Genomic DNA, 26,604 nt, shown 5'->3' on the forward strand with positions numbered 1-26,604 from the left:
GATCGCTCGACGCGCCCCTACAGCTCCACCCGCACGATGACGCTGTCGGACCAGACCCCACGATCGCGGGCCCGGCGCAGCTTCTCCCGAAGACCCAGATCCCGGTGCACGTTGGTCACGCCCGGCACCTTGATCAGCGGGACGATGTTCCATTGCCAGCCGTAGCGCCGGTGCAGGAGCCGATTGGCCCGCTCGGCGTCGGCGCCCGACAGCAGCGTGGCGCGCCCGGCCAGCGTCGGTGCCCCGTCGCGCACCCGGCCGCGGTGGTCGCACGCCCGCAGTTCGATGTCGGGGTGGGCCGTCAGCCGTTTGGTCTTGGGCCCGACCTTGGTCCGGAACACCAGTGCGTCGCCGTCCATCGCGAACCAGATCGCAGTGTCGCGGGGTGTGCCGTCGCGCCGGAAGGATCGGAGCAGGACGTAGCGGGCATCGCCGAGTGCGCTGTGCTGCATGGTCCCAGTCAACGACTTAGAGTTGACTCGAAGTCAAGTGCTGGGATTCCGGGAGGCTCGATGGCTGCCGCTGCCGTGCGGACGACGCTGACGATCGGCGATGTCGCGCGTGAGACCGGGGTGGCCGCGACGACGCTGCGCTACTACGAGCAGATCGGGCTGCTGCCGTCACCCGCGCGGTTGTCAGGCCGGCGCCGCTACGACGACTCGATCCTGGCCCGGCTGGAGGTCATCCGACTGTGCAAATCCGCCGGCTTTGCGCTGGAAGAAATCCAGCTGCTGTTCGCCGACGATGCGCCGGGTCGCCCCGCCAGCCGCGCGTTGGCGCAGGCCAAACTCGCCGAGATCGACGACCAGATGGCGTCGCTGGCACGGGCGCGGGCCGTTATCGAGTGGGGGATGAGCTGCACCTGTCCGTCGATCGACGCCTGCACCTGCGGCATCCATCCGGCCTAGAACTCATAGCGCAAGATCCGCGCTTTGCGCGCGGAGACCTCGAACATCCCGGAAACCTTGGTGGCGAACCGAATCCAGCCCGGAAACAGCTCGACCTCGGGAGCGTGTGCCAGGCTGACCTCTTCGACGAGCTGGAGCGACGGATTCCAGGTCTGCGGCACGTGCGGGTCCTCGAACCCGGGAAAGCCCCATTGGGCGCCGACGGTGCTGAACATCCGCTGCGGGGCCAGTTTCACCGCGAGCCGGGTGAGCCAGCCGATGCGGCCGTAGTCGTTGAAGGCCAGTTCGCCGGACGGGAAATACGTGGTGATGCGCCGAAAGAGGGCGATCAGCACCGGTTCGGATAAGAACGCGAACAGCCCGTCGGCGATCACCATCACCGGCCGGTCGCTGGGAATGGTGTTGGGCCAGCTCTGATCGGCCACCGAGGCGGTTACCACGTGGGCCCGCCTGCTGGGTGGCAACAGCTGGCGGCGCAGCGCGCTGACACCCGGAAGGTCGACGCTGTACCAGTCGACGGTGGCGGGTGGTCGCACCCGAAACGGCCCCGAGTCCAGCCCGGCGCCCAGGTCGACGACGACGGCATCGGGATGCTTGGCGGTGAAGGCCCGCACCCGTTCGTCGAGCATCTTGGCGCGCAGCGCCGTCTGGCACACCACGCTCGCCGGGACGCCGAGCCCCGCGAAGTCGTAGTCGATCGTGTCGACGATGTCGGCGGCCAGCGGATCCGCGAGAATGGGTCGCGGCCATCGGCTGTCCAGGGCCCGGGCGTATTGGGTCAGCAACGCGGTCTCCTCGAGCGGCGTGAGGTTGCTCGCGCCGAGACCGGGTTGGGGCCGCATGCTCCGAAGGTACTCGGCGCCCGTCGATCGGGCAGGTCGGTCCGCCCGCCAAATCGTGAATTGTGTTCCGTGCCACCCAACGGCGGACGTACGCTCACCGAAGGGATGTGGGCAAAGGAGAACGCCAATGACGAGAACGGTGCGAGGCGCGTGACCGGCGGGCGGCTCGCCACAGCGCGTGAATTCGGCCGCGTCGGGGTGCGAAAGATGTTGCAGCGCCCCGGAATTATTGAGGAGTCGGTGACGCCGGTGCCCGGCGACCCGGTTGCGGTGGCCCAATTGCTGGGCGCCTCGTGGTACGACGAGCGGCTGGCCGCGCTGGCCGACGAGCTGGGTCGCGACGCCGGCGACGTGCGCGCCGAGGCGGCCGGCTACCTGCGCGAGATGGCCGCCTCGCTGGACGAACGGGCGGTGCAAGGCTGGCGCGGGTTCAGCCGCTGGCTGATGCGGGCCTACGACGTACTGGTCGACGAGGACCAGATCGCGCAACTGCGCAAACTGGATCGCAAAGCGACGCTGGCCTTTGCCTTTTCGCACCGGTCCTACTTGGACGGCATGCTGCTGCCCGAGGAGATCCAGGACAACCGTCTGTCCGCGGCCTTCACATTCGGCGGCGCCAATCTCAATTTCTTCCCGATGGGCGCCTTCGCCAAGCGCACCGGGACGATCTTCATCCGGCGCCAGACCAAGGACATCCCCGTCTACCGGTTCGTGTTGCGCGCCTACATCGCTCAGCTGGTGCAAAACCACACGAACGTCACCTGGTCGATCGAAGGCGGGCGCACCCGCACCGGCAAGCTGCGGCCACCGGTGTTCGGGATCCTGCGCTACCTCACCGACGCCGTCGACGAAATCGACGGCCCCGAAGTGTATTTGGTGCCGACCTCGATCGTCTACGACCAGCTGCACGAGGTGGAGGCGATGACCACCGAAGCCTACGGGGCGGTGAAACGGCCCGAAGATCTACGCTTCCTGGTCGGCTTGGCGCGCCAGCAGGGCAAGCGGCTCGGTCGCGCGTACCTGGACTTCGGCGAGCCGCTGCCGCTGCGCAAACGCCTCGAGGAAATGCGCGGCGATGAGGCCGGGACCGGGACCGAGATCGAACGCATCGCACTCGACGTCGAACACCGGATCAACCGCGCGACGCCGGTCACTCCCACCGCGGTGGTGAGTCTGTCGTTGCTGGGTGCGGACCGGTCGCTGTCGATCAGCGAGGTGCTGGCCACCGTGCGACCTCTGGCCAGCTACATCACGGCGCGAAACTGGTCGGTGGCCGGGGCGGCGGACTTGACGAATCGCTCCACCATCCGGTGGACGTTGCACCAGCTCGTCGCCTCCGGTGTGGTCAGCGTGTACGACGCCGGCACCGAGGCGGTGTGGGGGATCGGCGAGGACCAGCACTTGGTCGCGGCGTTCTACCGCAATACCGCGATCCACATCTTGGTCGATCGCGCGATCGCCGAGACGGCGTTGCTGGCCGCCGCCGAAAACGCCGAGAATTCCGCCGATGGCATGGTGTCTCCGGTGACGGTGCGCGACGAGGCGCTGAGTCTGCGTGAGTTGCTGAAGTTCGAGTTCCTGTTTTCCGGCCGCGCCCAGTTCGAAAAGGAGCTCGCCGACGAGGTACGCCTGATCGGGGCGGTGGACACCAGTCACGCCGCGGCCGCCGCCGACGTGCGTGGGCTGCTGGCGGCGGCCGATGTGTTGTTGGCGCACTTGGTGTTGCGGCCGTTCCTCGACGCGTATCACATCGTCGCCGACCGGCTGGCCGCCCTGGGGGACGAGTCCCTCGACGAAAACGCCTTCCTCGCCGAATGTCTGGAGTTGGGCAAGCAGTGGGAGCTGCAGCGCAGAATCGCCAGCGCCGAGTCGAGGTCGATGGAGTTGTTCAAGACCGCGCTGCGGCTGGCGCGCCACCGCGAGCTGGTCGACGGGTCGGATTCCGAGCAACTCGCCAAGCGCCGCCAGGAGTTCGCGGACGAGATCGCGACGGCGACCCGGCGCGTCAACGCAATCGCCGAACTCGCCCGCGCGCAGGTCTGACGCCAAACCGCTTGCGCGCCAATTCGCGCCCGCCCGGCGGCACCGAAACGGGCATACAGTGGTGGCCATGCCACTCGAAGGTGAATACGCACCCAGCCCCTGGGATTGGTCCCGCGAACAAGCCGACAAGTACGCCGAATCCGGCGGCGCCGAGGCAGCGGACATGAAGGGCAAGCCCATCATTCTGCTGATGACCATCGGCGCCAAGACCGGCAAGCTGCGCAAGACTCCGCTGATGCGCGTCGAGCACAACGGGGAGTACGCCGTCGTCGCCTCGCTCGGCGGTGCCCCGAAGCACCCGGTCTGGTACTACAACATCGTCAAGAACCCGCGGGTCGAGCTGCAGGACGGGTCGGTCACTCGTGACTACGACGCTCGCGAGGTGTTCGGGGACGAGAAGGCCGTGTGGTGGGAGCGTGCCGTGGCGGCCTGGCCGGACTACGCCGAATATCAGACGAAGACCGATCGCCAGATTCCGGTGTTCGTGCTGACGCCGGTGAGCTGAGCCGATTAGGCAGGTGGCGGGGGGTGCGTGGCACCATTAACCGGTGTCCGCCGAACTGACCCAGAGCCCGAACATGTCGCCGCTGCGCGCGGCCGACATTGACAGCGCTGCTCAGCGGATCGCCGCGGTCGTCACCCCGACCCCGCTGCAGTACAGCGATCGGCTTTCGGCGATCACCGGTGCGCAGGTCTACCTCAAGCGCGAAGACCTGCAGATCGTGCGTTCCTACAAGCTGCGCGGCGCCTACAACCTGCTGGTGCAGCTGTCCGCGGAGGAGATCGGCGCCGGCGTGGTGTGCTCCTCGGCCGGCAACCACGCGCAAGGCTTCGCCTACGCCTGTCGGACCCTCGGCGTGCAGGGCCGCGTCTACGTGCCGGCCAAAACGCCCAAGCAGAAGCGCGACCGCATCCGCTACCACGGGGACGGCTTCATCGAGCTGATCGTGGGCGGATCGACCTACGATCTGGCCGCCGAGGCGGCCCTCGAAGACGTCAAACGCACCGGGGCGACGCTGGTGCCGCCGTATGACGACCCGCGCACGATGGCCGGCCAGGGCACGATCGCCGTGGAGATGCTCGACCAACTCGACAAGCTTGGTTTCGCGGAGCCCGATCTGGTGGTGGTCCCGGTGGGCGGCGGGGGCTGCATCGCGGGCATCACGACCTATCTGTCCGAACGCACGACGAACACCGCGGTGCTCGGTGTCGAACCCGCCGGTGCCGCGGCGATGATGGCGGCGCTGGCCGCCGGCGAGCCGGTGACGCTGGACCATGTCGACCAGTTCGTCGACGGCGCCGCGGTGAAGCGGGCGGGAACGTTGACGCATGCCGCTCTGGCCGCCGCGGGCGACATGGTGTCGATCACGGCGGTCGACGAGGGCGCCGTGTGCACCGCGATGCTGGACCTCTACCAGAACGAGGGCATCATCGCCGAGCCGGCGGGCGCCCTGTCGGTGGCCGGCCTGCTGGAAACCGACGTCGAGCCCGGGTCCACCGTCGTGTGCCTCATCTCGGGCGGCAACAACGATGTGTCGCGCTACGGCGAGGTGCTCGAGCGCTCCCTGGTCCACCTCGGCCTTAAGCACTACTTCCTGGTCGACTTCCCGCAGGAGCCCGGTGCGTTGCGCCGGTTCCTCGACGACGTGCTCGGGCCCAACGACGACATCACCTTGTTCGAGTACGTCAAGCGCAACAACCGCGAGACCGGCGAGGCGCTGGTCGGCATCCAGCTGGGTTCGTCGGCCGACCTGGACGACCTGCTGGACCGGATGCGCGACACCGAGATCCACTTCGAGACGCTGCAGCCGGGTTCGCCGGCCTACCGCTATCTGCTGCTCTAGGCGCGCGAGTAGGGCGTCAAATAGTCCGGCGCCGGGGTAGTGGGGTCGAGGTCGTCGGCCGGTATCGGTGCACCGGCCGTCATACTCAGCGGAACCACGCCGGCCCAGTGCGGTAGCGCGTAATCCTGCGGCTCGTCGACGGGCCCGCCGTCGCGCACCTTGGCCGAGACTTCGACGAGGTCCAGGGCGAGCACCGCGGTCGCCTCAAGCTCCTTGGCGTTCGGCGCCCGGCAGTCGGCGGCCCGTCCGGGCGCGATGTGGTCGAGCAGCCCAGCCAGCGCGCGCGACTTCTCCGCCGGGTCGTCAACCAGGCGGGCGTCGCCGAGCACCATCACCGAGCGGTAGACCAGCGAATGATGCAGCGCCGAGCGGGCCAGCACCAGCCCGTCGACCAGGGTGACGGTGACGCACACGGGCAGGCCCGCCCCGGCGCCGCGCATGGGCCGGCTGCCGGTGGAACCGTGCAGGTAGAGGGTTTCGTCCAGGCGGGCGTGTGTGGTCGGCAAGACCACCGGCCGGCCGGCGTTGAGGTAGCCCAGGTGACAGATCAGGGCTTCATCCAGGATGCGATGGACGGTGTCGCGGTCGTAGCGGGCGCGTTCCCGATAGCGGGTGGGCGTGGTGCGGGACGTGGCGCGATAGTCCATCGGATTGCCTTCACTATTGTAATAGTACATAATCGGAAATGTGCCAGTGCAATACAGCATAGCGGGGACGGGCGCGGAGTCCATAGCCGCCAACATCGAAGAGGGAATCTCCAGCGGCGCCCTGGCGCCCGGTGACTCGCTGCCCCCGGTGCGGGAACTGGCCGCGCGACTCGGTGTGAACCCCAACACGGCCGCGGCCGCCTACCGCCTACTGCGCGATCGCGGGGCCGTCGAAACCTCGGGCCGGCGCGGCACCCGGGTGCGGCACCGCCCTGCCACGACGCCCCGGTCGGTGCTCGGCCTGGACATCCCGGCCGGCGTGCGCGACTTGTCCACCGGCAATCCGGCTCCCGCATTGCTGCCCATTGCTGCTGTGCCGCTTAATGATTCGCTCGGGCGCCCGGTGCTGTACGGCGAACCGGCCATGTCACCCGAGCTGGTCGACTCCGCCCGTGCCGCGCTGAGCGCCGACGGCGTTCCGGCCGACCATCTCGCGGTGACCAGCGGGGCGCTGGACGGCATCGAGCGGGCACTCACCGCGCAGCTGCGCCCCGGCGACCGGATAGCCGTCGAGGATCCGGGCTGGGCCAACCTACTGGATTTGATTGGGGCGCTGGGACTTTCGGTCGAGCCGGTACGGGTGGACGACGACGGCCCCCTGGTTGCCGACGTCGGCCGCGCACTAAACCACGGGGTGCGCGCGCTGGTCGTCACCACGCGCGCGCAGAACCCGACCGGCGCGGCGCTTTCCGCACAGCGTGCCGGCGAGCTGCGCGCGCTACTGAGTGGCCACGACGTTCTGGTGGTCGAGGATGACCATTGCGCCGGTATTTCCGGTGTGCCGCTGCATTCGCTGGCCGGATCGAGCGATCACTGGGCATTCGTGCGGTCGGCGTCGAAGGCGTATGGCCCCGATCTGCGGGTGGCCGTTCTGACCGGAGATCAGCGCACCGTCGAGCGCGTGCACGGACGACTGCGGCTGGGACCGGGATGGGTGAGTCATCTACTGCAGGATCTCGCGGTGCGGTTGTGGTCCGACGACGCTGCCGAGCGTCTCATTTGCCGAGCCGAGCAGCGCTACACCGGCAACCGCACCCGGCTGTGTGCGGCGCTGGCCGACCGTGGGATCGCCGCGCACGGCCGCTCCGGGCTTAACGTGTGGATCCCGGTGCCCGACGAGACCGTCGCGATCACCCGGCTGATCAATTCGGGTTGGGCCGCCGCACCCGGTTCGCGGTTCCGGATCGGCACCCCGGCCGGAATCCGGGTCACCATCGCCGATTTGGCCGACGCCGAGATCAGTCCGCTCGCCGAGTCCATCGCCGGGGCGCTGCGCACCGCCGGGCGATCCAGCGTTTAGACCTGGCGCCTGGTACCGAGGGTTTCGTAGAACAGCGCGTTGCGCAGCGCGAGTTCCCGCGGATCACTCATCAAGTGGAATCCCAGCTTGTTCATCACGTAGCCGTATCCGATGCCGGTGTCGGGATCGGCGAAGCCGAACGAGCCGCCCGCCCCCGGCGTGCCGAACGCGTTTTCGGACGAGCCGAAGATGCACATCGGGATGGGTTTGTTGAACCCCAGCGAGAACGTGGTGTCGATGTGTAACACCTTGTCGCGCAGTCCTTTTGTCGGTGGCAGCGCGGGCTTGTGTAGGGCCTGCAGGGTAGCGGGTGTCAAACCGAGCTGGGGCGAACCGGTGGCGGCGCTGCCGTAGAGCTTGGCGATCGAGCGCGCGGTGCCGGTGCCGTTGACCGCGGGCATCTCGACCACGCGCAGCTCATCGCGATTGAACTGACCGAGGCCTTGGACGCCCTTGGCGACTGTCAGCGACGCCGCCGCGAGGTCGAACGGATTGAACAACGCCAGCACGAAACGCCGCGGCATCGTATTCAGATGCAACAGAAGCCGGGGGAACGACCAGGCATCCAGGAGTGCCACGCGGCCGCGGTCCACCGAATCCGGCAGCCCGATGTAGAGATCCAGCCCCAATGGACCGGCGATCTCGTCGGCGAAGAACCGGCCGAGCGTGCGTCCGGCGGGGTCGGTGCGACGGATCAGCTCGCCCTCGTACCAGCCGAGTGTGATGCCGTGGTAGCCGTGTCGCGTGCCGGGTGTCCATGCCGGTACCTGCGCCGCGAGCTTGGCCGACATCGTCGGTGGGTCGGCCAATTCCTGCAACGTCAGCGGCGGCTTGACGACAGGCAATCCGGCCTGATGTGCCAGCAGCTGGCGAACCGTGACCGCCTCTTTGCCGGCCTGTGCGAACTCCGGCCAGTAGTCGGTCACCTTGGCGTCGTAGCAGAGGTAGCCCCGCGAAGCCGCCACCGCGACGGCGAGGGACGCAATGCCCTTGGTGGTCGAGAAGACGTTGACGAGGGTGTCCTGTTGCCACGGTGCCCGGGTGTTGCCGTCGCGGTAGCCACTCCATAGGTCGACGACCTTGCGGCCGTTCCGATAGACCGCCATGGCGGCGCCGATCTCTTGGCCGCTGCTCAGGTTGCGGCGGAAGGCATCCGCGACCTTGCCGTACCCTTCGTCGACGTCGCCGCCGATCAGGTCGGCCGACATCTGCACCTTTTGCGCCATGTCCGCTCCGTCGCAGTTATTGGTGCGGTGATGGTAGCGCTAGCTGAGCAGGACGCGAAAGGTCGAGTCTTACCCGTGCCGCAGGATCGCGACCGACTGCGGTTCCAGCACGGTGCCGCCCTCGCCGGCGGTCGGCTCACCCCACGCCAGGACGACATCGCCCGCGGCCGGTACCGTGACCGGTTTGTCGCCGAGGTTGCACGCGATGCGTAATTGCCCGCGCGACAACGTGATCCAGCGCAGTTCCTCGTCATAATCGACGGTGAGGTGCTCCAGCCAGGGGTCGGCCAGGTCGGGGTCGCTGTGTCGCAAGGCGATCAGCTCCCGATAGAACGCGAGCAGCCGTGCATGCTCGCCGGCGTCGACCTCACCCCAGTTCAGCTTGGAGCGACCGAAGGTCTGCGGGTCCTGCGGGTCGGGGATGTCGTCGGCGTCCCAGCCGTGCTCGGCGAACTCCGACTTGCGGCCCTCGACGGTCGCCTTGGCCAGTTCCGGTTCGGGATGCGAGCTGAAGAACTGGAACGGCGTCGATGCCCCCCACTCCTCACCCATGAAAAGCATTGCGGTGTAGGGCGATCCGAGGACCAGGGCGGCCTTGATCGCCAACTGGCCACCGGTGAGGTGCGCCGAAGGCCGGTCGCCGAGTGCGCGATTGCCGACCTGGTCGTGGGTGCAGGTATAGGCGAGCAATCGGCTCGCCGGGATGGCTTTGGTGTCCAGCGGCCGGCCGTGCCGGCGCCGGCGGAACGACGAATAGGTGCCGGCGTGAAAGAAGCCGCGGCGCAGCGTGTCGGCCAGCGTGGCCAGCGAACCGAAGTCCGCGTAGTAGCCCTGGCGTTCGCCCGAGACCGCGGTGTGAATGGCGTGGTGGATGTCGTCGTCCCACTGCGCGGTGACCCCGTAGCCGTAGTGATCACGCGGGGTGATCAGCCGCGGATCGTTCATGTCGCTTTCGGCGACCAGCGACAGCGGACGGCCCACTTGCTGTGACAGCCAGTCGGTTTCGCTTGCCATTTCTTCGAGGATGTGGACGGCCGTGGTGTCCACCAACGCGTGCACCGCGTCCAGTCGCAGCCCGTCGGCGTGAAAGTCGCGCATCCACCGGAGTGCGCAGCCGATGATGTAGCGGCGTACCTCGTCGGAGTCGGCATCGGCGATGTTGACGCCCTCGCCCCACGGGTTGCTCCCCGACGACAGGTACGGGCCGAACCGCGGCAGGTAATTTCCCGACGGGCCGAAGTGGTTGAACACCGCGTCGATCAACACGCCCAAACCTCGCGCGTGGCAGGCATCGACGAATCGGACCAAACCGTCCGGGCCGCCGTAGGGTTCGTGCACGCTGTACCACAGCACGCCGTCGTATCCCCAGCCGTGGGTTCCGGCGAAGGAGTTGACCGGCATCACCTCGACGAAGTCGATCCCGAGATCGACCAGGTAGTCCAGCTTTTCGATCGCGGCGTCGAAGGTACCCGCCGCGGTGAAGGTACCGATGTGCAGCTCGTAGATCACCGCACCTTCGACTGACCGGCCCGCCCAGTCGCCGTCCGTCCACGTGTGGCCGGGTTCCCACAATTGTGAGCGCTCGTGCACGCCGTCGGGTTGGCGCGGTGATCGCGGGTCGGGCAGCACCTTGGTGTCGTCGTCGAGCAGGAAGCCGTAGCGAGCATCCGGCGGTGCGTCGACACTCGCGTGCCACCAGCCGTCTTCCGTGCGCGTCATCACGTGCACCGCGCCGTCGACGTCGAGACGTACCTGTGCGGGCTTGGGGGCCCAGACCCGGAAATCAGCCATGGTGGCGCTCCAATAAGACGACGGGCAAATCTGCGAACAGCTGAGTCGCCGACGTCGGACCCTCGGCGACGGCGCCGGTGAGTGTGTCTTTCCAGGTGCCGTCGGGCAACGCCAGAACTGTATTGCCCCAGCCTGTTTCGGTCAGGCGCACCGTCCAGCGAGTCACCGCGACCACGATGTCGTCACCCCGGCTGAAGGCCAGCACGTGCTCGCCGGCATCGCCGTCGGCGAGCACGGGAAGGTAGCCACCCTGCCGAAAGGTCTCCGGATGGGAACGGCGCACCCGCAGCGCCGTGGTGACGACGCGCAGCTTCGGGTGCCGCAACTCCGCGAGAGCGGCCCTGCGCGCGGCATAGTCGACAGGCCTGCGGTTGTCGGGATCGACCAGACTGTCGTCCCAGAGCTCGGTGCCCTGGTAGATGTCGGGGACGCCGGGCACCGTCAGCGCGAGTAGCTTCTGGCCCAGCGCATCGCTGGTGGCGTGCGGATTGAGTTGGGCGACAAGCTCGGTCAGTTGGCCGGCTACCGGCCCGTCCAGCACGGCGTCCAACCACGCGTGCACAGCATCCTCGAAGTCGGAGTCCGGTTCGTTCCATGAGGTGTGCAGCGCCGCTTCCCGGATAGCCTTCTCGGCGTATCCGTGCAACCGGTCGCGCAGCTGCGCGGTGACTTCGCCGCTGAGTGGCCACACGCCGAAGATGTTCTGCCACAGAAACTGTCCGGTCGCGGCATCGGGGGACGGTGTCTCGGTTTCCCAACGGGCGACGAACTGCGCCCACAGCGAGGGAACCTGGGACAGCACCCCGATGCGGGCTCGCACGTCCTCGCCGCGTTTGGTGTCGTGGGTGGTCAGCGTGGTCATCGCCTGCGGCCACAGCCGGGCGCGGGTGGCCGCGCTCTGGTGGAACTCCGCGGCGCCGACGCCGAACCGGTGTGGTTCGCCGCCCACCTCGTTGAGCGAGACCAGCCGGGCGTCGCGGTAGAACAAGCAGTCTTCGACGGCCTTGGCGGTGACCGCACCGCATAGTTGCTGCAGGCGCGCGGCGGGTTCGCCACCGTACGCCAGTGCCGCGGCGAGCACCTGCAGTGCGGGCCCCAGTTCCGGTTGCGCGGCTTGAGTTTCGGCGAGCGCGGTCGGCAGGACGGCGCTCAGGCCCCGGTAGTCGCTGCGGTAGAGCTCGATGTGGGTGAGCAGCGCGGCCACCGCCTCGGGCAGCTGCGGGTGATCCTTCCCGGCGGTCGCCACGATGGCCCGCCGCAGCCTGCCCAGCTCACTACCGAGCGTCTCGGTGGCCACCGCAACCTTGAGGTCGGCCAGCAGCCGCGGGATACCGTCATAGTCCACGCCGGCGGACTCGACGAGCTCGGTCAGCGCGGGGGCTCCGGCCGGGTCGACGAAAACCCCACCGACTTCCCGTAATACGTCGTAGCCGGTGGTGCCCTGGATCGGCAACGTCGGCTCTAGCGCCTCGTCGACGGCCAGGATCTTCTCGATCACGATCCACGCCGTGGGCCCGAGCAACTCGCGCAGCCACGCCAAATACCCGGTGGGATCGGTCAATCCGTCGGGATGGTCGATGCGCACCCCGTCGACGAGTTCCTCGCGGACCCAGCGGGCGACCTCCGCGTGGTTGGCGTCGAACACCGCACGATCTTCCTGGCGCAGCCCGGCCAGCGAGGTGATCGAGAAGAAACGCCGATAGCCGACGATGCCGTTACGCCAGCCCACCAACCGGTAGTGCTGACGCTGGTGTACCTCGGGGCCGGTGCCCTCGCCGGTGCCCGGGGCGATCGGCAGCGCCAGATCGCCCAACCGCAGCAGGTCGCCGTCGACGGTCAGATCCGCGGCGTCGTCGTCGGAACCCAGCACCGGCAGCACGATGCGGCCGTCCGGGTCGAGATCCCAGTCGACATCGAAAAACGTTGCGTAGTCGGATGATCGGCCGTGCCGCAATACATCCCACCACCACGGATTCTGCTGGGGCTGGTCGACGCCCACATGGTTGGGCACGATGTCGACGATCAGCCCCATGCCGCGCGCCCGCGCCGCGGCCGACAGTCGTGCCAATCCCTCGGCACCGCCCAGCTCCGGCGACACCGTGGTCGGATCCGTGACGTCGTAACCGTGACCCGAGCCGCTCACCGCGGTCAGGATCGGGGACAGATACAGATGCGACACCCCGAGTTCGTCGAGGTAGTCCAGCAGGTTTTCGGCATCGGCGAAAGTGAAGGCGCTGCCACTGGAGGCTCCGCGCAACTGTAACCGGTAGGTAGCGCGCACCGGAAAGGCCATGTGTTAGGCGGTCTTTCGCAGGATCAGTACCGAGCGCCCAGGCACTGTGATCTTTTCTTCGGCCGCAACAACCAGATCGGCCTTGCCGGCGGGATGATTGGTATCCAGCTCCACGGTCCATTCCTGTGCGTAGTCGTCGTGCGGCGTGACGAATTCCACGTCGCGGCTGTGGGCGTTGAAACACAACAGGAATGAGTCGTCCACAACTCGTTCCCCCCGGGCGTTGGGCGCGGTAATCGCCTCACCGTTGAGGAATACCCCGACACACTTGTCCAAACCCTGGTTCCAGTCGTCGTGCGTCATCTCCCGGCCACTGGCCGTCAGCCAGGCGATATCGCGGACTTCGTCCCCGCTGCGAATCGGCTCGCCGTCGAAGAAGCGGCGCCGACGGAACACCGGATGCTTCCTGCGCAGCTTGGTCACCTTACGGGTGAAGGCCAGCAGGTCGGCATTCTTGTCCACCAAAGACCAGTCCATCCAAGCTAATTCGGAGTCCTGGCAGTACACGTTGTTGTTGCCGAGCTGGGTTCGTCCCAGCTCGTCGCCGTGCGCGATCATCGGCGTGCCCTGGCTGACCATCAGGGTGGCCCAGAAGTTGCGCATCTGCCGGCAGCGCAGCTCGGTGATCTCGGGGTCGTCGGTGGGACCCTCGACCCCGCAGTTCCAGGACCGGTTGTGACTTTCCCCGTCGCGGTTGTCCTCGCCGTTGGCCTCGTTGTGTTTCTCGTTGTAGGAGACCAGGTCGTTGAGGGTGAACCCGTCGTGCGCGGTGACGAAGTTGATGCTGGCGCTGGGGCGCCGGCTGCTCGACTCATACAGGTCCGACGACCCGGTCAGCCGGGAAGCGAACTCGCCGAGGGTTGCGGGCTCGCCCCGCCAGTAGTCACGCACAGTATCGCGATACTTCCCGTTCCACTCGGTCCACAAACCCGGGAAGTTGCCGACCTGATAACCCCCCTCGCCGACATCCCAGGGTTCCGCGATCAGTTTGACCTGGCTGACGATCGGATCCTGTTGCACCAGATCGAAGAACGCGCTCAATCGGTCCACGTCGTGCAGTTCGCGGGCCAGCGTGGCGGCCAGGTCGAAGCGGAACCCGTCGACGTGCATCTCGATCACCCAGTAGCGCAGCGAGTCCATGATCAGCTGCAGGACGTGCGGGTGGCGCGGGTTGAGGCTGTTGCCGGTGCCCGTGTAGTCCTTGTACAGCCGCAGGTCCTCATCGACCAGCCGGTAGTAGGCGCGGTTGTCGATGCCGCGGAAGTTGATCGTCGGCCCCAGGTGGTTGCCCTCGGCGGTGTGGTTGTAAACGACGTCGAGGATGACCTCGATGCCGGCTTCGTGCAGGCTGCGCACCATCATCTTGAATTCGGCGACCGCGCCGCCCGCCTGCCGGTTCGACGCGTACTGGTAGTGCGGAGCGAAGAACCCGAATGTGTTGTAGCCCCAGTAGTTTCGCAACCCGAGGTCGAGTAGCCGCTCGTCGTGCATGAACTGGTGTACCGGCATGAGTTCCAGCGCGGTGACGTTGAGCGACTTCAGGTGATCGATGATCACGGGATGGGCCAGCGCGGCATAGGTGCCGCGCAGTCCCTCGGGTATGCCGGGATGGGTTTTGGTCAGGCCCTTGACGTGGGCCTCGTAGATGACCGTCTCGTGGTACGGGGTCAGCGGCGCGCGATCGAAGGCCCAGTCGAAGAACGGGTTGATCACCACGCTGGTCATCGTGTGTCCCAGGGAGTCGATCATCGGGGGAGTGCCCGTGGCGGCGGTGTCGCCGTTCGGGTCGACGGCCTTCAGGTCGTAGGAGAACAGCGCCTGCCCCCAGGTGAAATCCCCGTCGAACGACTTCCCATACGGGTCAAGCAGCAGCTTGCTCGGATCGCACCGTTGGCCGGCCGCCGGATCGAACGGTCCGTGCACCCGGAATCCGTAGCGCTGACCGGGGGTGATGTTCGGCAGATAGGCGTGCCAGACGTATCCGTCTACCTCGTCGAGCGGGATCCGCGATTCGTTGCCGCGGTCGTCGATCAGGCACAAGTCGACCCGTTCGGCGATCTCGGAAAACAGCGAAAAGTTAGTACCCGCCCCGTCATAGGTGGCCCCCAGGGGATAGGCGCCCCCGGGCCAAACGGTGGGCAGTGTGGGTGTGGCCTCGTCCGGTGTGGCAGCACCCGATGCTGCGGCCGGTCGGGAAGCCGGGTTGGTTGACGGCACCACTTGACCTTATCCGCGGCGGACGGTCCTGTCCGGGCTACCACCAGCCTGTAGCGGCCGCGATCTGTAGGCCGAGCGCGTGGGCCAGGGTGCGCATGTAGGTGGGGGTCAGGTGATGAGCGCCGTGGTAGATCAGCACGTTTCCTTCGACGGGGCGGCAAACGTCGGTGCGGCAGATGGCATCTGACATGTCAAGCACCTTGAGCAGCGGGAATTGCTCGACGAAGTCCAGGGTTTGGTTGCGGTCGGACAGCACGTCGGAGCGCTTGATCGCGCACGACGTCGCGTTGCCGCCCTTCTTGGCCAAGCAGTCGGCGGGATCGAACGGCTGGCCGTTCTTGACCAGCCACGGGGTGTCGCGCATGCCGAGAATCGGAATGTTGTTGTCGGACAACGTCTGCCAGATCCCGATGTACGTCGCGGGCATAACGTCACCGCTCTTGATGTTCCACGGCCGGGTCGTGGTGGTGAAGACGTAGTCGGGGCGATCGGAGACCAGCTTGTCCATCGTCGCCTGCACCCACTCCCGGCACTGCGGGTAGGGGGCGTTGTTACCCATGATCAGCGGGACCTGCTCGGTGGACAGCGGGCAGCCCATTTTGAGATATGTCACAACTTTGAAGTGATGGGCGTGTCCGAGCACATCCAGTGCCGGCAGCCAGTGCTCGGCGTGCGACCCGCCGGCCAGTGCGACGGTCCGGGTCGCGGCGAGGTCGCCGTAGACGCAGTTGACTACCGCCGGGTTGACGAAGTCGCTGATGCAGCCGTTCCGGGTGGAGGCCGGCAGGTCTTCCTTGACCTCCAGCACGCTGGGCCGCATCGGCAGCGTCGGGACTCGCACGTGTTCGGTCAGGGCGCGCGCGCCGGGATAGTCCTGCGGGTTGAGTACGGACAGTTCCTTGCCCGCGGCCCGCAAGACCGTGACGTGCTGGCGCCAGGTGAACGACGTCGCGGTCAGGGTGACGCCGAGCAACACCACCGCCGCGCCCAGCGCCATCGTCGGCCTGCGCAACCTCGACCACCACGGCAGTACCGGCGGCGCGACCGAACCCTGGGGCGCGCGGTAGCGCAGCGGGTCCTCGACGAGCTGGGTGGTCAGGTACGCGAGCACGCCGGAGACCAGCAACACGGCCGCGCCTTCGACGAAGTTGGCGTGTTTGTGTCCGGTGTAGGACAGCCAGAAGATGAGCAGCGGCCAGTGCCATAGATACAGCGAGTACGCGATGGCGCCCAGCTCCACCAGGGGCCGGGTGGCCAGCAGCCGATTCGGCAGCGGCATCCGGCCGCTGGTGTCCGCATCGCCCGCCAGGTTGGCCCCGGCCAGGATCACCAGCATCGTGGCCCCGACGGGCACCAGGGCCCACGGGCCCGGAAACTCGTCGACGCCGTCGATCAGGGCCCCGCAGGATACGACGGCGGCCAGGGCGACGGAGGCGGCTGCGGTCCGCAGCCACATCGGCCACCGGACGCGGGCCACGACGGCGCCGACGAGCGCGCCCAGCAGCAACTCCCAGCCGCGGGCAAAGCTGTCGTAATAGGCGACCGACTGGTTGTCGAGGTGGGCGAAGACCGCGTAACTGAACGAGGCGATAGTCAGGGCGCTGAGCAGCACCACGAACAGCGTGCGCAGGTGGGCCTTGAGCAGGCGGCGGAACAGGACCGCGCAGCCGGCGACCAGCAGCAGGAAGGCGACGTAAAACTGCCCCTGCACCGACATGGACCAGATGTGCTGCAACGGGCTGACGGCTTCGCCCGCTCGCAGGTAATCCGACGCGGTGTTCGCCAGCTCCCAGTTCTGGTAATAGCCGAGGCTGGCCAGGCTCTGGTCGGCGAAGGTCTCCCAGCGGGTTTGCGGCTGCACCAGGATGGTGAGCACCGCACACGCGGCCAGCACCACGACCAGGGCGGGCACCAGACGCCGGATCAGCCGGGTGATTTCGGCGACGAGCGACAACGTGGCGGTCGGGTTGAGCGCGGCGCGCAGGATCTTGCCGCCGAAGAAGAACCCGGACAGCGCCAGGAACACGTCCACGCCCCCGGAGACCCGGCCAAACCAGATGTGGAACACGGCGACCAGCGCGATCGCGATGCCGCGCAAGCCGTCGAGGTCATAGCGGTAGAACCCCGCCGACCCCGTTCGGCGCGCCTCTGAGCTGCCCGGATTGGCCGTGGCGGCAGGGGTCTGAGGCGCGGTGGTCTGCATGATCACCAGTAATTTACCCAAAAACGCCACCTGCTCCGCAGCGCTCGCCGGGCGGCGAGGCTGCTCAGTGGAGCAGGTGGCGTTGGTGACGGGTCGCGGCGACTACCGCGCAGGTGCCGGCTGCAGAAGCGTCTGCAGGTTCGGCAGTTGCGGCAGCGCCGGCGGCGCGGGCGCCGGCTGTTGCGCGGGCACCTGCTGAGCAGGCAGTTGCTGGAGAGGCGCCTGCTGTAACGGTGCCTGCTGGGTGGGCAGTTGCTGGAGCGGGGCCTGCTGCAGCGGTGCCTGCTGGGCGGGCAGCTGTTGCAGCGGGGCCTGCTGCGTCGGCGGCTGCTGTAGCGGGGCCTGGCCCGGCACTTGCTGGCCGGGGAGCTGCTGCGCCGGGGCCGGCTGGGCGGGCAGTTGCTGCAGCGGTACGCCGATCACGCGGACCAGGTACGGCGTCATACCCACCGAACGCACCGGCGAGACCTGCACGACATCGCCGACCTCGAGCATCTGGTTGTTGCCGAGATACATCGCGACGCTTTGCGTGCCTTCCGGACCGTAGAAGATCATGTCGCCCTTCTGGGCCTGCTGCGGCAGAACCTTCTGGCCGGCCCGGTAGATCGCGCCCGACGACCGGGGCAACCTGATGCCGGCGCCGGCGTAGGCGTACTGCATCAGACCGGAGGCGTCGTAGCCGACGGTGTTGATGCCGGTGCCGGTGCCGCGGGAGGGGCCGTTGATACCGCCACCGGCCCACGAGAAGGGCACGCCGCGCTGCGACAGACCGCGCATCACGACGACATCGGTGGCCTGCTGGTAATCCATCGACCGGACGCCGGGGTCGGCGGCCGCGATCTCGGGGGCGGCGGCCATCGGGGCCGCCAAGATGGCGAGACCGATGGCAAACGAATAGATGCGCTTCATTGGAGTTCCAGCCTTCCTGAACTCTGTCGGGTTGAGGCCGCGGCGCTGTGGGCGCCGCGACCGCCGTTCGATGACTCGCGACGAGCCCCGAGTGGGGGATCGGCCGCCGCCTCCTTGCGGGGGACGTGAATCAGTCGGTTAGCCCGTTGAGTCACACCAGTCACTACAGAAACTTTTACAACAGAAATCGCGCCCGGAAAATAGCTGGTGAGGTCCACGAAAGATTTGCCGCTGGACCGTGACCGGATGGTGACTGCCGATCCCAAATCTTTATCGGCAGTTGTGATTTCGGTCTCACACCGGTGCTCGGCCGCAACGATTTACGAGCGGACGCGGCAGCGGAGAATCAGTGCCAGTAGCGGGCGCTGAAGACGGTCAGCGCGTCGCCGATCACGGAGCTCACCATGATGATCGCGAGCGACAACACCGGCCAGAAGGACATGTACCAGCCCTTCAGCAGGGAGACGAACGGGCCGATGCCCGCCGCGGCGATTGCGGCGCCGATCCCGCCCCACACCACCGGGTAGATATACACGTCGAGCTGGAAAGGAACCAGGCCGCACGACTCGTCCGAGCACACCTCGCCGAGGAAGCCGTAGAGCCGGGTCGGCCACGTCGTCGCCGTGGCCAGCACCACAAGCAGCGTCACCAGGGTGAGCGTGGCGACCAGGTCCCAGGGGGCTACCCGAAGGCGAATGACGTGCGGCTTAGCGTCAGATTCGTTGTCGCCGTATGTCATTGGCCGGAAGTCGCCCGGCTCTTCGGTCTCGTGAGTCTGCTGCTGGGACTCGGGACGACCGCCGCGATGCGGGTCTTCGAACGGGTACGGCAACGCCATGCCGATAGATGCTTCCCGATGGTCGGCTTTTGTGCGAGCCGGCTGCTTTACGCTCGGTCTCTATGCCTGCGGCGAGATCCGGGTTGACGCCCGAGCAAATCAGCGCGATCGACGCCGCTCATCTCTGGCACCCCTACAGCACCATCGGCAGTGAAGCCATCCCTCCGGTAGTGGCCATCGGCGCCCGTGGCGCCTGGTTGACACTGGTCAGAGACGGTCAGCCGGTCGACGTGCTGGACGCGATGAGCTCCTGGTGGACCGCTATCCACGGCCACGGTCATCCGGTGCTGGACGCGGCGCTGACGGCCCAGCTGAGCTCGATGAACCATGTGATGTTCGGCGGGCTCACCCACGAACCGGCGGCCCGGCTCGGCCAGCTGCTGGTGGAGATCACCCCGGCCGGTCTGGAGACGGTGTTCTTCAGCGACTCCGGATCGGTGGCGGTCGAGGTAGCGGTCAAAATGGCGCTGCAGTACTGGCGCAGCCGCGGTCGATTCCGTAAGCACCGGCTGATGACCTGGCGCGGCGGCTACCACGGCGACACCTTCACCCCGATGAGCGTCTGCGACCCCGACGGCGGAATGCATTCGCTGTGGACCGACATCCTGGCCGACCAGGTGTTCGCCCCGCAGGTGCCCCGCGATTACGACACCGCCTACAGCGTGGCGTTCGAGGAGCAGCTGACCCGCCACGCGACCGAGTTGGCGGCGGTGGTCGTCGAACCCGTGGTCCAGGGCGCCGGCGGCATGCGCTTCCACGACCCTCGCTACCTGCGCGACCTGCGCGAGATCTGCAGCCGCCACGACGTGCTGCTGATCTTCGACGAGATCGCCACCGGGTTCGGCCGGACCGGCGCGCTGTTCGCCGCCGACCACGCCGGCGTCAGCCCGGACATCATGTGTGTCGGCAAGGCGCTGACCGGCGGATACCTCAGCCTGGCCGCCACGTTGTGCACCCAAGACATCGCGCACACGATCAGCTCCGGCGAAGCCGGGGCGTTGATGCACGGCCCGACATTCATGGCCAACCCGCTGGCCTGCGCGGTCTCGGTGGCCAGCGTCGAGGTGCTGCTGGGCCAGGATTGGCGCTCGCGCGTCGCCGACATCGCGGCCGGGCTCGCGGCGGGACTCGAGCCGGCCCGGGACCTGCCCGGCGTGGCCGATGTGCGGGTGTGCGGTGCCATCGGCGTCATCGAATGCGCCGGGCCGGTCGACCTCGCGGTAGCCACCCCGGCAGCGCTGGACCACGGCATCTGGCTACGCCCGTTCCGCAACCTGATCTACGCGATGCCGCCTTACATCTGCGGGCCCGACGAGATCGCCCGGATCACCTCGGCGATGGTCGAGGTCGCAAGGCTCGTAGGCTGAACGCCAAATGAAGGCACCGATCGAGGTTTCCCCGCTGGCCTGGCTGGACGCGGTGGAACAGCAGCGCCGCGAGGCCGGGCTGCGCCGCTCGCTGCGGCCGCGCCCCGCGGTCGCCACCGAGCTCGACCTGGCGTCCAACGACTACCTCGGCCTGTCGCAGCACCCCGACGTGATCGAGGGCGGCGTCGCGGCGTTGCGGGTCTGGGGTGCCGGCGCCACCGGATCCCGCCTGGTCACCGGCGATACCGAACTGCACCAGCAATTCGAGGCCGAGCTCGCCGACTATGTCGGCGCCGCTGCCGGCCTGCTGTTCTCCTCCGGATACACCGCCAACCTCGGTACCGTCGTCGGGCTGTCCGGCCCGGGCTCGCTGCTGGTGTCGGAGGAGCGTTCGCACGCATCGTTGGTGGACGCCTGCCGGCTGTCGCGCGCGCGGGTCGTGGTGACCCCGCACCGTGACGTGGATGCCGTCGACGCGGCCCTGGCCGCCCGCGCCGAGGAACGCGCCGTCGTCATCACCGAATCGGTCTTCAGCGCCGACGGCGTGCTGGCCCCGCTGCGCGAGCTGCACGAGGTCTGCCGGCGCCACGGCGCGCTGCTGATCGTCGACGAGGCACACGGCCTCGGCGTGCGCGGCGGCGGCCGCGGGTTGCTGCACGAGCTGGGACTCGCCGGTGCGCCCGACGTGGTGATGACGACGACGCTGTCCAAGGCGCTCGGCAGCCAGGGCGGCATGGTGCTGGGACCCGCCGAGGTGCGCGCTCACCTGATCGATGCGGCCCGGCCGTTCATCTTCGACACCGGCCTGGCTCCGGCTGCCGTCGGTGCCGCGATGGCCGCATTGCACCTGCTGCGTTCCGAGCCCTGGCGGCCCGAGGCGGTGTTGCGCCACGCCCGCGAGTTGGCCGATATCTGCGGCGTGTCCGAGAACCCGGAATCGGCGGTGGTGTCGGTGATCCTGGGCGACCCGGAGGTGGCGGTGGCCGCCGCGACCGCCTGCCTGGACGCCGGGGTGCGGGTGGGCTGCTTTCGGCCGCCCACCGTGGCCGCCGGGACGTCGCGGCTGCGGCTGACCGCGCGCGCGTCGCTCGACGCCGCCGAACTGCAGGTCGCCCGGCGGGTGCTGACCGATGTCCTTGCCGTGGCGCGCCGTTGACCGTCCTCGCCGTGACGGGTACCGGAACGGGGGTTGGCAAGACGATCGCCGTCGCGGCGCTGGCCTGTCACGCGCGGTTGGCCGGGATCGACGTCGCGGTGTGTAAACCCGCGCAGACCGGCACCGATTCGGGCGACGACGACCTCGCCGAAGTGACGCGGTTGTCCGGCGTGACCGAAACGGCCGGCCTGGCAAGGTATCCGCAGCCCCTGGCGCCCGTGGCCGCCGCCGAGCAGGCCGGGATGCCGCTGCCCACCGGCGATCAGATGCTGCGGCTCATCCGCGACCTGGACCGCCCTGGCCGGCTCACGCTGGTCGAGGGTGCCGGCGGGCTGCTGGTCGAACTCGCCCGACGGGAGGATAACGCCGGCGTCACCCTGCGCGACCTCGCCGTCGAGTTGGGTGCCGCGGTGCTGGTCACCGTCACAGCGGAACTGGGCACGCTGAACCACACCGCGCTTACTCTGGAATCGCTTGCTGGACAAGGGCTTTCATGTGCTGGATTGGTGATCGGCAGCTGGCCGTCGCGAGCGACAGTGCTGGAGACGTCCAACCGATGCGCCCTGGAGCGGATGGCGCCGGTGCGGGCCGCGCTGCCCGCCGGGGCCGGCGCGCTGAGCGCCGACGACTTCGCCACGATGAGCGCCGCGGCATTCGACCGTGACTGGGTGAGCGCTGTGGTTGGTTGAGGGCCGGCTGATGGTCCATTCGATCGAGTTGCTGTTCGACCGTGATACCGAGGCCGCGCTCCGGCGGATCTGGGACGACCTGGCCGCCGCCGACCTGCCTTGCCGAATACCGCCCGGACGTCCGCACGTGACGGTAGCCGTCGCCGAGCGCATCGACCCGGCCGTCGACGAGGCGCTGCGGCCGGTGCTGCGGCGGCTGCCGTTGCGCTGCGCGATCGGAGCGCCGGTCTTGTTCGGCCGGTCCAATGTCGTGTTCGCCCGGCTGATCCTGCCCAGCGCCGAGTTGTTGGATCTGCACGCCGAAGTCCACCGCCTCGCCGCCGCGCATCTGCTGCCCGCGCCGCTGCCGAACAGTGTGCCCGGTCAGTGGACGGCCCACGTCACGCTGGCCCGGCGGATCGACGCCGACCATCTGGGGCCGGCGCTGACCATTGCGGCCAACCCGGCACAGCTCGACGGACACTTCGCCGGGTTACGGCGCTGGGACGGCGACGAACGCGTCGAGCACCCGCTCTAGCCGCCGAAGAGCAAGTACAGGCCGGTGAACGTGTAGCCGACCATGACCAGCATCATGGTGAGCTGCCCGGTGAGCTGATGGCCGGCCGGCAACAGCCGCAGCGCCCGGTCATGCGCCGCGATCACCGCGACGATGTGCCCGGTCACCACGCAGGCCACCTTGATTCCGGCCAGCACCGGCGGGTGCTGGGACAACACATAGGCCACCTGTAAGTGGGCCAGTCCCAACAGGTTCCAGCCGTGCCCGAACGGATCGGCCAGCGCGATCACGGCCAGCTGTCCGCGTTCCACCAGATAGGAGAGGTAGTGGGCGAAGATGTAGCCCACCACGATCGGGATCAGCGAGTGTGCCAGCTGACCGGGCAGGGCGCGTCGCTGCTCGCGGTTCACCCCGCCGGTTGCCCGGGCCGCCAGCGAAAAGGTCAGCGCGACAACCGAAATAAAGACCAGCAGCCCGACGGTCCGCAGCGCGGATGACATCAGCGTCGGCGGCACGTCGTGCGCCAGCCGGGAAAGCCGATCGGCGAAGTCCCGCCAGGTCGGCGACGACGAGTAGCTGTCGAACGCCGTCGACCCGAGCAGCGCCGACAGCATCGCGACCACACCGGGCCGCACCGGCAGCGACGCCAGGTGGTCGAACGGATTGCCGATCACGATCTGCCCGTTGGCTTTTGAGCGCCAGAGCGGAGACAGCCGCGACACCGCCATGCTGTACACACCGAACGGGTCGACCCTGGCCAGCCAGCGTTGCCCGCACAGCCACGACCCGACCAGCAACACAGACCCGTAAATCAGCAGCCAACTCCGCACCCAGGGCAGCGACGCCGAGTCCGGGCTGGCCAACTCCAGCCACACGAAGGCGAACAGTCCGACCGCGGCCGGACGGTAACCCCAGCTCTCCGGGTAGCACAGTCGCGGTCGGCTCAGCCGCTCGGGCATGGCGCGGCGCAGCAACAGGTACCCCGTGCGCCCGGGGGAGACGCCCCGCCACACCGGGCCGAACGCCAGCGACAGCGCGACCAGCCCGACCCACAGCAGCACGTAGAACGCCCCGAGCAGGCCGTTGGCGCGCGTCTGCGGACCCAAGAACCCGGCCAGCACCACCCATATCGCGAAGGCCAGCGCCACGGCCGCAACCGTCCAGCGCGTCGCCCGGGCGTCGACCAGCGTCGTCACCCACGCGGGCAGCGGATGGCCGGGCGCTTCCGGGTCGAATCGAGGTCGCCGCCACGCGAACGCGACCAGCGCGAACGTGAACGTCAGCGCCCACGCGGCGCCGACCATCGCGTACGCGTAGGGGACCGGAAGATCGCTCGATCCGCCCAGGCCGTGGGCCAGCACCCGCGTCACGGCTGGACTTGAATCGTCGCTATCGTCCGGTCCAGGTGGTGGAGTTCCACGTCGACATTGCCGGGGACGTCGACGCTGAACTGAAACGTCTGGTTGGGTTCGGCGGCGACCGCAAACTTGTGATCGGGCACCGAGTGCACGTGCAGTTCATCGGGCGCATCGCTGGTGACGTGCAGGACGATCTGCTGCTTGACCTTCGCCTGCAGTACCGCGTTGGTCGGGGTGACCTGCTGCTGGGCGATCTTCACGTCGATGTCCACGGCGCCGGGCGCAGGCTGGCCCTTGGGGCCGCCGCAGGCGATCAGGCCGCACATCAACACCGTCACCCACGCCGCATTGAGCGTGCCGCGCCACGTCATCGGCTCATGCCGCCCGCGGTAGTGGTTGTTTTTCCTCGACCGGTTCCGGTTCGGACAGCGCGTCGTTGATGCGGCCCGCACCCCACGTCAGAGCGGCGATCACCATCAGCGTCAGGACCAGCACGACCAGCGAACCGGCGTTGTACAGCCAGCTGGGAGCGTTCTGGTCGCGTTCGCGCTGCAGGATGGTGATCTCGTGCACGAACGGCCGGTCGATCGAGGACAGCGCGGGAACCTCGGCCGCGGGAATGGCGTCGTCGGCCGGCTCGTAGATCGGCACGCCCGCCATCGTGTAACCGTCCTGAATCCGCAGCAGCGTCTTCCACGATCCCCAGACCGGGACGGGCTGCGTGGACCGGTAGTGGCCCGGTCCGACCTTCTCGAGCCGGTCGATCACCAGGCCGCGCTGGTTCTCCATGCGGCCCTGCCAGGACAGAATTGTCAGCCAATCCGGTTGCGGGCCAACGGCATCGGGCGGTGTGAGTTGCACATCCGCGGACACCATGCGCTGGCCTGTGGGGCTGGGCAGCTCGGTCAGGGTGATGGTGGCCTTGCCGTGCTCGGGCACCACGATGTGCAGGCCGTTGGCCACCGCGCCACCGATCACCAGGACGGTGGCCACCACCGTCGAGATGCCGATCCAGCGGTGCGGCAGCCGCTGGCCGGTCAGCACCATGCCGAACAGCGCCCCGCACATTCCGGAGAACACCCCCACCGGGACCGCCATCGCCAGGGCCTCGCCCCACATGCTGACCGGCCACGGGTAGTGGTAGACCGCCGCGATCCACAGCGATTCCAGCCACAGCCCGAACGTCGCCACGCCCAACCCGGACACGGCGCCAAAAGCGATGGGGCGCTTGAACACCGGCGTCAGCGCCACCAGTTCGACCACCAGCGCGGGGCCCAGGTAGAGGGGGAACCAGTTGATCGGTGCGCCCAGGATCGGGCCCACCAGCAACGCGACCCCACCGCGCAGCGCGATGGCGAACAGCGCCGCGATGATCGCGGCGCCGCGGCCCATCGTGACGCGGGCGGCGACGGCGGCCAGTGCGGACGCGAAGGCGATCATCATCGGCTGCAACACCAGCCGGAACTGCTCGACACCGAAGTCGTATTCGATCTGGTAGACCGACAGCCCGATGAACATGCCGCCGAAGGACAGGTAGCGCAGGAAGGTGATGAAAGCGCCCTTGGCCGCCTCCATGGCCTGTTGGGCCTCGCCTTCACGTTCCAGCATCAGCACCGCGAACAGCGAAAAGCACGCGCCGCCGATCATCATCAAATGTGTTGGGCCCCAAAGGGTGACGTCTTGACCGAAGATGCGGTGCCAGATGTCGTCGAGCGGGAAGCCGATCATCGCGTAGAGCCCGCAGCCGGCCATCAGGACGCCGCCGACCGGTGCGTACCAGTTACGGGTGATACGCACCGCCGCCGGGCCGGGCTGCTCGTACGGGATGACGATCGCGATCATGCCGGCCAGGAACACCCCGAACAGGCCGATGATGATGAAGTAGTGCGCCGGGTTGGCCAACGGCCCGGGATCGCGGCCGTTACCGATGTGCCAGCTGACGTCCCAGATGAAGCCGAACAGCGCGCAGATGATCGACGTCGTGAAGACCAGGACCGGCAGCGCCACCCAGTTCGGGCGATGGAATTTCTCGCCGAGTTTGTCGGCGACGCGGGTCAACCACGTGATGCGACGAGAGCGGTGCGCGTAGCCCACCCACAACATGACCAGCGTGATGACCACCGCGGCCACCGTCAGGCCGATCACCTGGTTGAGTCCGGCTCCGCGAGCCGACGGCTCGGCGAGAAGCGGCAGCTCAGTTGACACCATCGTCATGTCCTCCTACTGCGCGGACCGTCGACGTTTGCTCCGACAGTCATTTATTACCGTCAGGTCAGGTGCACGATCCTGTGTGTAATGCCCCGATTGCGTGCCGGTCAATCACCAGGTCCGTGCGGATTTTCGGGTAGCTCAGACATCCCCTGCGTATGCCACTGGCCAGACCCTTCTACCGCGCAGGTTACCGGTAAGTAGCCCGT

At 68.0% G+C, this 26,604-nt stretch carries 22 protein-coding genes; 9 read left to right on the forward strand and 13 right to left on the reverse strand.

Annotated elements, in window-relative coordinates:
* Positions 1-17 precede the first annotated feature (17 nt).
* Complete coding sequence (locus MAAFP003_RS11450; protein ID WP_096286997.1) at positions 18-452, reverse strand: PPOX class F420-dependent oxidoreductase; 435 nt, start codon at positions 450-452, stop codon at positions 18-20.
* A 60-nt stretch (positions 453-512) separates the two neighbouring features.
* Between MAAFP003_RS11450 and MAAFP003_RS11455 the strand changes: the two genes are divergently transcribed.
* Entirely contained in the window at positions 513-908 is a 396-nt protein-coding gene (locus tag MAAFP003_RS11455) for a MerR family transcriptional regulator (protein ID WP_096286998.1), read from the forward strand.
* Here the strand turns inward: MAAFP003_RS11455 and MAAFP003_RS11460 are convergent.
* Positions 905-1,750, reverse strand: coding sequence for a class I SAM-dependent methyltransferase (locus tag MAAFP003_RS11460; protein ID WP_096287000.1), 846 nt, complete (start codon positions 1,748-1,750; stop codon positions 905-907). The two genes, MAAFP003_RS11455 and MAAFP003_RS11460, sit on opposite strands and share 4 nt — an antisense overlap.
* A 150-nt stretch (positions 1,751-1,900) precedes the next feature.
* Here MAAFP003_RS11460 and MAAFP003_RS11465 point away from each other — a divergent pair, with 150 nt between their 5' ends.
* From MAAFP003_RS11465 to ilvA, 3 genes are all read left to right on the forward strand, one after another.
* Complete coding sequence (locus MAAFP003_RS11465) at positions 1,901-3,793, forward strand: lysophospholipid acyltransferase (RefSeq protein ID WP_279304460.1); 1,893 nt, start codon at positions 1,901-1,903, stop codon at positions 3,791-3,793.
* Between the two features lie 67 nt (positions 3,794-3,860).
* A complete protein-coding gene (locus MAAFP003_RS11470; protein WP_096291068.1) occupies positions 3,861-4,298 on the forward strand; it encodes a nitroreductase family deazaflavin-dependent oxidoreductase in 438 nt (145 codons plus the stop codon).
* A gap of 43 nt (positions 4,299-4,341) precedes the next feature.
* On the forward strand, positions 4,342-5,637 hold the full coding sequence (gene ilvA, locus MAAFP003_RS11475) for a threonine ammonia-lyase (protein ID WP_096287004.1): 1,296 nt from the start codon (positions 4,342-4,344) through the stop codon (positions 5,635-5,637).
* On the opposite strand, the gene MAAFP003_RS11480 is transcribed toward ilvA, so the two are convergent.
* On the reverse strand, positions 5,634-6,284 hold the full coding sequence (locus MAAFP003_RS11480; protein WP_096291069.1) for a pyridoxamine 5'-phosphate oxidase family protein: 651 nt from the start codon (positions 6,282-6,284) through the stop codon (positions 5,634-5,636). The two genes, ilvA and MAAFP003_RS11480, sit on opposite strands and share 4 nt — an antisense overlap.
* Positions 6,285-6,324: 40 nt before the next feature.
* Here MAAFP003_RS11480 and MAAFP003_RS11485 point away from each other — a divergent pair, with 40 nt between their 5' ends.
* Positions 6,325-7,644, forward strand: a complete 1,320-nt coding sequence (locus MAAFP003_RS11485; RefSeq protein ID WP_096287006.1) for an aminotransferase class I/II-fold pyridoxal phosphate-dependent enzyme — start codon at positions 6,325-6,327, stop codon at positions 7,642-7,644.
* On the opposite strand, the gene MAAFP003_RS11490 is transcribed toward MAAFP003_RS11485, so the two are convergent.
* From MAAFP003_RS11490 to MAAFP003_RS11520, 7 genes are all read right to left on the reverse strand, one after another.
* Positions 7,641-8,870, reverse strand: coding sequence for a serine hydrolase domain-containing protein (locus MAAFP003_RS11490; protein ID WP_096287008.1), 1,230 nt, complete (start codon positions 8,868-8,870; stop codon positions 7,641-7,643). The genes MAAFP003_RS11485 and MAAFP003_RS11490 overlap by 4 nt on opposite strands.
* A 69-nt stretch (positions 8,871-8,939) precedes the next feature.
* Positions 8,940-10,661 carry a malto-oligosyltrehalose trehalohydrolase gene (gene treZ / locus MAAFP003_RS11495; RefSeq protein WP_096287010.1) on the reverse strand — a complete coding sequence of 574 codons (1,722 nt, stop codon included), beginning with the start codon at positions 10,659-10,661 and terminating at the stop codon, positions 8,940-8,942.
* The gene (gene treY / locus MAAFP003_RS11500) at positions 10,654-12,954 is read right to left on the reverse strand and encodes a malto-oligosyltrehalose synthase (protein ID WP_096287012.1); all 2,301 of its coding nucleotides are present in this window, start codon (positions 12,952-12,954) and stop codon (positions 10,654-10,656) included. The genes treZ and treY overlap by 8 nt, the downstream gene beginning before the upstream one ends.
* Before the next feature lie 3 nt (positions 12,955-12,957).
* A complete protein-coding gene (gene glgX, locus MAAFP003_RS11505) occupies positions 12,958-15,096 on the reverse strand; it encodes a glycogen debranching protein GlgX (protein ID WP_096291070.1) in 2,139 nt (712 codons plus the stop codon).
* 112 nt (positions 15,097-15,208) lie between these two features.
* Positions 15,209-17,374, reverse strand: a complete 2,166-nt coding sequence (locus MAAFP003_RS11510) for an acyltransferase family protein (protein WP_096291071.1) — start codon at positions 17,372-17,374, stop codon at positions 15,209-15,211.
* A 102-nt stretch (positions 17,375-17,476) separates the two neighbouring features.
* Complete coding sequence (gene ripD, locus MAAFP003_RS11515; RefSeq protein WP_096287014.1) at positions 17,477-18,283, reverse strand: NlpC/P60 family peptidoglycan-binding protein RipD; 807 nt, start codon at positions 18,281-18,283, stop codon at positions 17,477-17,479.
* A 346-nt stretch (positions 18,284-18,629) separates the two neighbouring features.
* Positions 18,630-19,022, reverse strand: a complete 393-nt coding sequence (locus tag MAAFP003_RS11520) for a hypothetical protein (protein WP_207768528.1) — start codon at positions 19,020-19,022, stop codon at positions 18,630-18,632.
* 161 nt (positions 19,023-19,183) lie between these two features.
* Between MAAFP003_RS11520 and MAAFP003_RS11525 the strand changes: the two genes are divergently transcribed.
* From MAAFP003_RS11525 to MAAFP003_RS11540, 4 genes are read left to right on the forward strand one after another with little or no spacing between them, the layout of a single operon-like run.
* On the forward strand, positions 19,184-20,488 hold the full coding sequence (locus MAAFP003_RS11525; protein ID WP_096287016.1) for an adenosylmethionine--8-amino-7-oxononanoate transaminase: 1,305 nt from the start codon (positions 19,184-19,186) through the stop codon (positions 20,486-20,488).
* A 7-nt stretch (positions 20,489-20,495) separates the two neighbouring features.
* A complete protein-coding gene (locus MAAFP003_RS11530) occupies positions 20,496-21,644 on the forward strand; it encodes an 8-amino-7-oxononanoate synthase (protein ID WP_096287018.1) in 1,149 nt (382 codons plus the stop codon).
* Positions 21,641-22,333 (forward strand): dethiobiotin synthase, encoded by a 693-nt coding sequence (bioD, locus tag MAAFP003_RS11535; protein ID WP_096287020.1) that lies wholly within the window; start codon positions 21,641-21,643, stop codon positions 22,331-22,333. Before MAAFP003_RS11530 ends, bioD begins: the two co-directional genes overlap by 4 nt.
* A gap of 10 nt (positions 22,334-22,343) precedes the next feature.
* Entirely contained in the window at positions 22,344-22,850 is a 507-nt protein-coding gene (locus tag MAAFP003_RS11540; protein ID WP_096291072.1) for a 2'-5' RNA ligase family protein, read from the forward strand.
* Here MAAFP003_RS11540 and MAAFP003_RS11545 read toward each other — a convergent pair.
* The 3 genes from MAAFP003_RS11545 to MAAFP003_RS11555 are packed head-to-tail and all read right to left on the reverse strand — an operon-like array spanning position 22,847 to position 26,395.
* Positions 22,847-24,199, reverse strand: coding sequence for a hypothetical protein (locus MAAFP003_RS11545; RefSeq protein ID WP_096287022.1), 1,353 nt, complete (start codon positions 24,197-24,199; stop codon positions 22,847-22,849). The two genes, MAAFP003_RS11540 and MAAFP003_RS11545, sit on opposite strands and share 4 nt — an antisense overlap.
* Positions 24,196-24,558, reverse strand: a complete 363-nt coding sequence (locus tag MAAFP003_RS11550; protein WP_096287024.1) for a hypothetical protein — start codon at positions 24,556-24,558, stop codon at positions 24,196-24,198. The genes MAAFP003_RS11545 and MAAFP003_RS11550 overlap by 4 nt, the downstream gene beginning before the upstream one ends.
* 4 nt (positions 24,559-24,562) lie before the next feature.
* Entirely contained in the window at positions 24,563-26,395 is a 1,833-nt protein-coding gene (locus tag MAAFP003_RS11555) for a hypothetical protein (protein WP_096291073.1), read from the reverse strand.
* Positions 26,396-26,604 lie beyond the last annotated feature (209 nt).

The organism is Mycobacterium ahvazicum (genome assembly GCF_900176255.2).
GTDB classification, from domain to species: Bacteria; Actinomycetota; Actinomycetes; order Mycobacteriales; family Mycobacteriaceae; genus Mycobacterium; species Mycobacterium ahvazicum.

Excerpts from the sequence above, each read along its gene's own strand:
- MAAFP003_RS11450 (WP_096286997.1), bottom strand. The coding sequence starts at position 452 with ATGCAGCACAGCGCACTCGGCGATGCCCGCTACGTCCTGCTCCGATCC.
- MAAFP003_RS11455 (WP_096286998.1), top strand. The coding sequence starts at position 513 with ATGGCTGCCGCTGCCGTGCGGACGACGCTGACGATCGGCGATGTCGCG.
- MAAFP003_RS11460 (WP_096287000.1), bottom strand. The coding sequence starts at position 1,750 with ATGCGGCCCCAACCCGGTCTCGGCGCGAGCAACCTCACGCCGCTCGAG.
- MAAFP003_RS11470 (WP_096291068.1), top strand. The coding sequence starts at position 3,861 with ATGCCACTCGAAGGTGAATACGCACCCAGCCCCTGGGATTGGTCCCGC.
- MAAFP003_RS11480 (WP_096291069.1), bottom strand. The coding sequence starts at position 6,284 with ATGGACTATCGCGCCACGTCCCGCACCACGCCCACCCGCTATCGGGAA.
- MAAFP003_RS11490 (WP_096287008.1), bottom strand. The coding sequence starts at position 8,870 with ATGGCGCAAAAGGTGCAGATGTCGGCCGACCTGATCGGCGGCGACGTC.
- treZ (WP_096287010.1), bottom strand. The coding sequence starts at position 10,661 with ATGGCTGATTTCCGGGTCTGGGCCCCCAAGCCCGCACAGGTACGTCTC.
- treY (WP_096287012.1), bottom strand. The coding sequence starts at position 12,954 with ATGGCCTTTCCGGTGCGCGCTACCTACCGGTTACAGTTGCGCGGAGCC.
- MAAFP003_RS11510 (WP_096291071.1), bottom strand. The coding sequence starts at position 17,374 with ATGCAGACCACCGCGCCTCAGACCCCTGCCGCCACGGCCAATCCGGGC.
- ripD (WP_096287014.1), bottom strand. The coding sequence starts at position 18,283 with ATGAAGCGCATCTATTCGTTTGCCATCGGTCTCGCCATCTTGGCGGCC.
- MAAFP003_RS11520 (WP_207768528.1), bottom strand. The coding sequence starts at position 19,022 with ATGACATACGGCGACAACGAATCTGACGCTAAGCCGCACGTCATTCGC.
- MAAFP003_RS11525 (WP_096287016.1), top strand. The coding sequence starts at position 19,184 with ATGCCTGCGGCGAGATCCGGGTTGACGCCCGAGCAAATCAGCGCGATC.
- MAAFP003_RS11530 (WP_096287018.1), top strand. The coding sequence starts at position 20,496 with ATGAAGGCACCGATCGAGGTTTCCCCGCTGGCCTGGCTGGACGCGGTG.
- MAAFP003_RS11540 (WP_096291072.1), top strand. The coding sequence starts at position 22,344 with ATGGTCCATTCGATCGAGTTGCTGTTCGACCGTGATACCGAGGCCGCG.
- MAAFP003_RS11550 (WP_096287024.1), bottom strand. The coding sequence starts at position 24,558 with ATGACGTGGCGCGGCACGCTCAATGCGGCGTGGGTGACGGTGTTGATG.
- MAAFP003_RS11555 (WP_096291073.1), bottom strand. The coding sequence starts at position 26,395 with ATGGTGTCAACTGAGCTGCCGCTTCTCGCCGAGCCGTCGGCTCGCGGA.